The 7,439-nt window shown below is 69.3% G+C and carries 9 protein-coding genes and 1 tRNA gene; 3 read left to right on the top strand and 7 right to left on the bottom strand.

Going from position 1 to position 7,439, the window contains the following annotated elements:
* Positions 1 to 111: 111 nt before the first annotated feature.
* Both HOV91_RS29820 and HOV91_RS29815 read left to right on the top strand, forming a co-directional pair.
* Positions 112 to 342 (top strand): hypothetical protein, encoded by a 231-nt coding sequence (locus HOV91_RS29820; protein ID WP_174188639.1) that lies wholly within the window; start codon positions 112 to 114, stop codon positions 340 to 342.
* Positions 343 to 554: 212 nt separating this feature from the next.
* Positions 555 to 1,388 (top strand): hypothetical protein, encoded by an 834-nt coding sequence (locus tag HOV91_RS29815; RefSeq protein WP_174188638.1) that lies wholly within the window; start codon positions 555 to 557, stop codon positions 1,386 to 1,388.
* A gap of 24 nt (positions 1,389 to 1,412) precedes the next feature.
* Here HOV91_RS29815 and HOV91_RS29810 read toward each other — a convergent pair.
* From HOV91_RS29810 to HOV91_RS29795, 4 genes are all read right to left on the bottom strand, one after another.
* Positions 1,413 to 1,486: transfer RNA gene (locus HOV91_RS29810), tRNA-Leu, on the bottom strand.
* A gap of 231 nt (positions 1,487 to 1,717) precedes the next feature.
* On the bottom strand, positions 1,718 to 2,635 hold the full coding sequence (locus HOV91_RS29805; protein WP_174188637.1) for a ribonuclease Z: 918 nt from the start codon (positions 2,633 to 2,635) through the stop codon (positions 1,718 to 1,720).
* 52 nt (positions 2,636 to 2,687) lie between these two features.
* Positions 2,688 to 4,193 (bottom strand): amino acid permease, encoded by a 1,506-nt coding sequence (locus tag HOV91_RS29800; protein WP_312884814.1) that lies wholly within the window; start codon positions 4,191 to 4,193, stop codon positions 2,688 to 2,690.
* Positions 4,194 to 4,202: 9 nt separating this feature from the next.
* On the bottom strand, positions 4,203 to 4,403 hold the full coding sequence (locus tag HOV91_RS29795) for a hypothetical protein (protein WP_217441287.1): 201 nt from the start codon (positions 4,401 to 4,403) through the stop codon (positions 4,203 to 4,205).
* 379 nt (positions 4,404 to 4,782) lie between these two features.
* Between HOV91_RS29795 and HOV91_RS29790 the strand changes: the two genes are divergently transcribed.
* Positions 4,783 to 5,301: an SRPBCC family protein gene (locus tag HOV91_RS29790; protein ID WP_174188635.1), complete on the top strand. Its 519-nt coding sequence runs from the start codon at positions 4,783 to 4,785 to the stop codon at positions 5,299 to 5,301.
* A gap of 46 nt (positions 5,302 to 5,347) precedes the next feature.
* Here HOV91_RS29790 and HOV91_RS29785 read toward each other — a convergent pair whose 3' ends face one another.
* Genes HOV91_RS29785 through HOV91_RS29775 form a run of 3 tightly spaced genes read right to left on the bottom strand, consistent with a single transcriptional unit; the run spans position 5,348 to position 7,436 of the window.
* The gene (locus HOV91_RS29785) at positions 5,348 to 6,295 is read right to left on the bottom strand and encodes a Ppx/GppA phosphatase family protein (protein WP_174188634.1); all 948 of its coding nucleotides are present in this window, start codon (positions 6,293 to 6,295) and stop codon (positions 5,348 to 5,350) included.
* On the bottom strand, positions 6,292 to 6,828 hold the full coding sequence (locus HOV91_RS29780) for a DUF501 domain-containing protein (protein WP_174188633.1): 537 nt from the start codon (positions 6,826 to 6,828) through the stop codon (positions 6,292 to 6,294). Before HOV91_RS29780 ends, HOV91_RS29785 begins: the two co-directional genes overlap by 4 nt.
* Positions 6,825 to 7,436, bottom strand: coding sequence for an FtsB family cell division protein (locus tag HOV91_RS29775; RefSeq protein ID WP_174188632.1), 612 nt, complete (start codon positions 7,434 to 7,436; stop codon positions 6,825 to 6,827). The genes HOV91_RS29780 and HOV91_RS29775 overlap by 4 nt, the downstream gene beginning before the upstream one ends.
* Between the last annotated feature and the right edge of the window lie 3 nt (positions 7,437 to 7,439).

Raw genomic sequence — 7,439 nt, 5'->3', positions numbered from 1 at the left:
ACGCCATAGGCAGCAACGCCCCCGCCCTCTTCACCCTCCGCCGCCTCCTCCCCCGCACGCTCATGGAGCGCGTCATCGCCCGCGCCCACGGTCTTTCCCGCTGAACGCGCGATGGCGCTGTACGCGGAGGTCCGAAAGCTGGAAGAGGACGAGCAACAGGTCCGCTACGCCTACGCCAACGTGTCGGGAGTCGAGCGAACCCTTCGCCTCGACAAGGTCACCGAGACGATTCACCCCGAGAACGGCGCCGCGGACATGCTGTTCCGCGCGGTCGCCCGCAAACTCGCCTCGGCCTGGGTGAACGGCGGAGTCGCGCCCGATCGCCTCCTCGTGCAGTCGTGAACAGCGTGCTGAACCACCACCCATCCGTATGGGGAAATTTTCCGCGACATCGCTTCGCCACGCCAACAGACGCACCGGTTTCGTCTCCTGCGTCGGCGCCAGCTCCAGATGGGGGGACCGCTCCCCGCCGCAGGCAACTCGGATCGGTGGTGGCCGGGCGAGGATTCGACGGCAACTCGCGTAGGGCAAGGCGTGTGCGGAGAATCGAGTTCGTGACTGGTCTCGTGCTGACGCCGGAGCGTCGAGCGGAACTGGCCGAACTGCTCGGGAACGAGGCGCGGCTGAAGGCGGAGTATCCGAGGGTGGCCGAGTACCTGGACGCTGCGGCGATGCTGTCGGGGACGGGTGATGCCGATGCCGACGCGGCGTTCGACCTGAGGTTCGTGCACTACCTGACCGGTGGGGAATCGGCCTCAGGAAATCCGTACTGGGACATCGTCGGGCCGTCTGTCGGAGTGGACGGGCGACGGCGGGTCGTCAACGGCGGGAACGCGAAAGGCAGCGTCCGGCTGGGTTTCGTTCAGACGATCTTGCAGAGTGCCTACGCCTACGCGATTCCGTCGCCGGAGACGCTCGAGTGGGTGCGGACATTCAGCCAACGGCGGACCGTCTTCGAACTGGGCGCGGGACGTGGTTACTGGGCGAGGCTGCTCGCCGAGGTCGGTGTGTACACGCGGGCTTTCGACTCCGAGCCGCCGCACAAGGTACCGAATGCCTCGTTCCCGGCGGCGGCAGGTCAACGCGACGCCTGGTATCCGGTCGGCGGTCTCGACGAGTTCGAAGCAGAGCTGGACGGCGACTCGGCGCTGTTCCTGTGCTGGCCTCCCGGATGGGCTGATCCGATGGCATCCACAGCGTTGCGGCTGTTCGAGGCGCGCGGAGGTCGGCGGCTGATCTACATCGGCGAACCGAAGGGCGGCAAGACGGGTGACGACGCGTTCTTCGATCGGCTGTCGAGACGCTGGCTGCTGGAATCGGAAGACGCCCGATTCGTCTCGTGGTGGAACCTCGCCGACGTGGCGCAATGCTGGGTTCGCCGCCGTTAGGCCGAACACCTGCGTTCTCCGCGGTGCCCCCAGTCGGACTCGAACCGACACTTGGCGGATTTTAAGTCCGCTGCCTCTGCCAATTGGGCTATAGGGGCGTCCGGGACAGCCTACCGAGTCGTACGCCTGTACCGGAATTCCGACAATTCGCCGGGGTGGCGGGGCGTCGGCCGTTGCCGGTGCCGGACGGCGCGGTCGGGTGACCGGCGCCGGTGGCGGGTGTTTCTTGCCCGGGGTTGGCAGGCGTCCCAGAGAACTAGATCGGTGACGGCGGGCCGGTGTTAGCGTCCGCGGATCATCTCGGCGCGGCGAATCTCGGCGGCGGGCCGTCAGCGGCGGGGCGGCACCGGGATTCGGGCGAGGTCGGTGGCGATGTGGATCTCGCCGGAGAAGTACTTCGCCGCTTCGGTGAGATGCTCGTCGAGGTCGCGGTAGCGCTGGGAGAAGTGGGTCAGGACCAGGCTGCGGACACCGGCGTCGGCGGCCGCCCGCGCCGCCTGGCCCGCGGTGAGGTGGCCGTATTCGGTGGCCAGGTGTTCGTCGGCGTCCAGGAAGGTGGCTTCGATGACGAGCATGTCGACCTCGGCGGCGAGTTCCCGGACACCTGGGCACAGCCTGGTGTCCATCACGAAGGCGAAACTCTGACCGGATCGTGGCTCGCTGATCTCCGCCAGAGTGATTGTGCGACCGCCGAACTCGACGCTGCCGCGCTGTTGCAGTTCGGAGATGATCGGGCCGCGCAGCCCCAGCGCGCGCAACCGGTCCGGCAGGATGCGCCGACCGGGCGGCTCGCTGAGCCGGTAGCCGAAGGTGTCCACCGGATGCGAGAGCCGGACCGCGGTCACCGTGAACGGCGCCTCGGGCAGGTCGACGGGGCCGGGGCCGATGACCGGACGCGGTCGCAGCTCGGCGCGGTGATAGTAGGACGTCGCGTTGACCAGGCGGTCGTAGTACGCGACGCCGGACGCCGGGAAGACGACATCGACCGGATGCGGCACCCGATCGAGGTTGATCCGCTGCACCACGCCGGCCAGGCCGAGGCTGTGGTCGCCGTGGAAGTGGGTGATGGCGATCCGGGTGAGCCCGGTGACGGTGACACCGGCATAGGTCATCTGCCGCTGTGTACCCTCACCGGGATCGAACAGGATCGACTCGTCGTCCCACCGGAGCAGATACCCGTTGTGGTTTCGCTGTTTCGTCGGCACCTGACTCGCGGTACCGAGAACAACCAACTCACGCTGCGACACCGCGTCAGGCTATCCGCCGATACCCGATGAGCCCGAACAGGCCCGCACGTGACTATCCGACCGGCGTCTTCCCGAGCAGGGAGTTGCGCCGGGAGTAGGCGAAGTAGACGACGAAGCCGATCGCCATCCACACCAGGAACCGCAACCAGGTCTCCACGGACAGATTCAGCATCAGCCACAGGCACGACAGCACCGCCAGGACGGGCACCAGCGGAACCAGCGGAACCCGGAAGCCGCGGGGCAGGTCCGGGCGCGTGCGCCGCAGGATGAGCACGCCGATCGACACCAGCACGAACGCGAACAGCGTCCCGATGTTGACCATCTCCTCCAGCGTGCCGAAGTCCACGAACCCGGCCAGCAGCGCGCATCCCACGCCGACGATCACCGTGACGCGAACCGGCGTGCCGTTCTTGCCGGTGTGCGCGAGCTTGCGCGGCATCAGCCCGTCGCGCGCCATCGCGAACAGCACCCGGGTCTGCCCGAGGTACATCACCATGACCACGGTGGTGAGCCCGGCGAGGGCGCCGATCGAGATGATGTTCTTCGCCCAGGTCACTCCGTGGATCCCGAAGGCTGTCGCCAGCGTCGCGTCACCGCCGGACAGCTCGGTGTAGGGCACCATGCCGGTGAGCACGAGCGACACCGCGACGTACAGGATCGTCACGATGAGCAGCGACCCGAGGATGCCGCGGGGCACCGCGCGCTGCGGGTTCCTGGTCTCCTCGGCCGTCGTCGCGACCACGTCGAAGCCGATGAACGCGAAGAACACCAGGCTGGCCGCCGCGAGCAGGCCGTACCAGCCGAAGTTGCTGTGCCCGGCGCCGGTCAGGTAGGAGAACAGCGACTGCCGCAGGCCCTCGCCGCGCTCCCCCGGCTGCGACGGCGGGATGTACGGCGAGAGGTTCGAGGACTTGAAATAGGTGAAACCGACGACCAGCACGAGCGCGATCACGCCCAACTTGATGGCGACCGCCACCGCCGAGACCCGCGAGGACACCTTGGTGCCGGTCGCCAGCAGCACGCCGAGCACGGTGATCAGCAGCACCGCACCCCAGTCGAAGCTCACCGAGCCGATGTGCGCGACCGGGGAGGTGGTGCCGAGCACCTCGCCGAGGTACTGCGACCAGCCCTTCGCCACCACCGCGACGGCGAGCGCGAACTCCAGGATGAGGTCCCAGCCGATGATCCAGGCGACGAGTTCGCCGAAGGTGGCATAGGAGTAGGTATAGGCGCTTCCCGCGACCGGAACGGTGGACGCGAACTCGGCATAGCAGAGCGCGGTCAAGCCGCAGGCGATCGCGGCGAACACGAAGGCGAGCGAGACCGACGGACCCGCGACATTGCCCGCGGTGCGCGCGGTGAGGGTGAAGATTCCCGCTCCCACCACGACGGCCACGCCGAAGACGGTGAGGTCCCAGGCGGTCAGGTCCCTGCGGAGTTTCGAGTCGGGCTCGTCGGTGTCGCGGATCGATTGTTCGATGGACTTGGTGCGGAACAGACCGCCCCACCGGGACGAGACATCACCCGTCGATTCGGCTTGTGGCCCGGGTTTAGTCACGCGTTCTCCTTAGATCGTGCTGCTGTGCTTGGTGTTCTGTACCCATGCGGCGGGCCGATGCACGCCTGCCGTGGATTCGCTGATCCGCGGTGCGAGGGCGGCGGCGATCAGCCCCGCGCACACCACGACCGTCCCGGTGATACCGAAGTGAGCGAACTCGTGACCTGGGTCATAGAACCGAGCCAACCTACCCGACTTCGAGGTGCCCACACCACGAGTGCCCGGCCACGAGCCCGACGACAGGGTTCGTACGGTGCACGATGACGGGGTTCCAAAGGTATAGAGCAACTGCCTGGCGAACAACTTGCTCGGCATAGTGGACCGGTGCACCGGACCGCCGTACGGCCCCACGGGTCCACGGGTCCACGGCAGGGTTCCGGACCCGCCCCAGCCCGCCGTCGGCAGTCGTCGTTGGCGCTTCAACCATGCTCCGACGATCCCATCCGGCGGCGGTCCGGCGGCGGATTCGTGTGTTCTGTTCATGCCGGACCGGACGGTCCGCTCCGAGAGGTTTGCCCGCCGCACGTCCGGGCACCCCGCAAGCGACAGGCAAACCAGCCCCGGCCCACACCCAGAAAGCGTTGAGCTGATGGTCCACGTGGAAATCACCGTGCCGACGACACCCGACCAAGTCTTCGCCGTCTTGTCCGACGGATGGCTGTTCTGCGCCTGGGTGGTCGGCGCCACGCACATCCGCGACGTCGACGGCGAGTGGCCCGACGTCGGCTCGAAATTGCACTACAGCGCCGGCGTGTGGCCGTTCACCGTCAACGACACCACGCAGGTCGTCTCGGTGGATCCGCCCCACATGCTCGAACTCGAGGCCAAACTCTCGCCGCTCGGCGCCGCCTGGATCCGTTTGGAACTCGTCGAGACCACCCCCGGCGAAACCCAGATCCGCATGTACGAGCACGCCGAACGAGGATTGGGCACCCTGGTGCCCAACGTGCTGCAAGAGCTCCTGCTGGTGCCGCGGAACAAAGAGTCGCTCTCCCGGCTCGCCGATATCGCGGTCGGCAAAGCACGCCGCGCGGGCCGCGCCGAGGTGGGGCCCGGAGCCGAGGCGCACGCCGAGGTGCGGCTGGACGGACACGTGCCGCAGCACTGACCGGCCGGCCGGATCACGCGATGGCGCCGGTCAGCGATGGCGCCGGTCAGGCGATCGACAGGGCGATGCCGTCGAGGATGTCGTGCTCGCTGACCACCAGCTCGGAAATGCCCGCGCGCCGGGCCAATTCCTCCGCGAGCACCTCGGTGATGACCGCGCCGCCGCCGATCACGTCGACCCGGCCGGGGTGCATCGGGCCCAGTGCCGCACGCTGATCGTGGTCCATGGCGATCAGGCGATCGCAGACGTCGTGGACCTGGTCCATGGTCAGCCGGGTGAGGTGCACCCGTGTCGAGTCGTATTCGGGGAGATCGAGCGCCACCGCGGCCAGAGTGGTCATCGTGCCCGCGACGCCGACCCAGGTGTGCGCGCCGTCCACGGGGACGTGGGTGAACGCCTCGGCCAACCGTTCGGCGGCGAAGGCGCGGGCGGCGGCGACCTGTTCGGCGGTGGGCGGGTTGCCCGCCAGGCACCGCTCGGTGATCCGGACGCAGCCGACGTCCGCGGAGAACGCGGCCCGCACCCCCGAGCTGTCCCCGAACACCAGCTCGGTCGATCCGCCACCCAGGTCGACCACCACGAACGGCCCTGCCGCCTCGGACAGTTCGCCGATCGCGCCTGCGAACGACAGCCGCGCCTCCTCGTCACCGGTGATCACCTCGGCCTCGGCACCCGCGACCACGGTGCCGAGCTCGGCCCGGGCCATGGCGAAGAAGTCCGCGCGGTTCGCCGCGTCGCGGGTGGCGGAGGTGGCCACCATGCGCACCCGGCCGACGCCTGCCTCGCGCATCTGCGCGGCGTAATCGGCCAAGGCGGCGCGGGTGCGTTCGATCGCCTCCGGCGCCAGCGAGCCGGTCGCGTCGACGCCCTGCCCGAGGCGGACGATGCGCATCTCGCGATGCACGTCGGCGAGCCGTCCGTCGCCGAGCACGTCGGCGATCAGCAGGCGGATGGAATTCGTGCCGCAATCGACGGCGGCTACCCGGTCACTCATCGCTGTGCTCCAGTCTCTCGCGGGCCGGTCGGCCGCTGCGCGGGCCAGTCGGCCGGAATCGCGGTGCCACGCAGGCCGTGCTCGGCGGCCAGCGCCACGGCCTCGTCGCCGAACGGGTTCACCCCCGGCCCTTTGGCCAGCGAGTGGGCGATCAGGACGTGCAGGCACTTGACCCGCTCGGGCATCCCGCCGCCGGTGAAATCCGTGCCGAGCGATTCGATTTCGTCCCGTTCGGCCAGATAGCTCTCGTGCGCGGCGCGGTAGGCGGCGGCCAGCTCCGGGTCGGCGGCGAGCCGCTCGGTCATCTCCCGCATCACCCCGGCGGATTCCTGCCTGCTCGCCTCGGCGGTGAGCCGGGGGTCGGTCAGGTAGTACAGGGTCGGGAAGGGCGTACCGTCCGGCAGGCGCGGCGCGGTCTTCACAACGGCCGGGATCCCGTCCGGGGTGCGGTAGGCGACGGCGAGCACGCCGCGCGGCGCACGGCCGAGCTGCTCGGCGATGATCGCGAGATCCTGGTCGTCGGGTGCGGTCACCTGGGTCCTTCCAGTCCTTCCGGTGCTTGCGGTCGCGGGGCGGCCGCCGGTGTCGGTGGTGGCTCGGAGATACTGCGCCACAGTTCGGTGTACCAGGGTTCGGGTTCTCGCGCCCTGGTGGGCGCCGGGGGCGGGGCGGGCGCCTCGATACCGGGCACCTGCACGATGTACGGCGTCTCGCCGGGCATCACCAACCGCAGCCGGTCGCGCGCCTCGGTGCGGATGAAGGCCGGATCCTGTTGCTGCGCACGACGATCGCGCAGCCGGGCGAGATCCGCCTCCAGTTCCGCGCGCTGCTGCGCCAGCTGCGCGGCCTCCGCGCGCTGGGTGAAGTACGTGCGCATCGGCACCGCGAGGGTGAGCGCGAGCCCGCACACCACCATCGCGAGGATCACCGCCTTGCCGGTGGACAGCCCGAGGAACGTGTGGTCGTGCCGGTCGGCGGCGGAACGCGACGCGCTTTTGCGCGGCTTCGGCTTCTCCGCGGCCTCCGACCGCCTGCGGCCGCGCTTGGCCGCGGAGTCGGCCGGGCGGGAGGTGGCGGCACGCGACGTGCGGCGGTCCCCGCGTCCGGCCGGACTGGTCCCACGCGCACGTCGCTCCGTCATCTC

The organism is Nocardia barduliensis (genome assembly GCF_013315795.1).
Lineage (GTDB): Bacteria > Actinomycetota > Actinomycetes > Mycobacteriales > Mycobacteriaceae > Nocardia > Nocardia barduliensis.
Note: the sequence above shows the minus strand (reverse complement) of the source record. Positions and strands in the feature narration are given on the sequence as shown.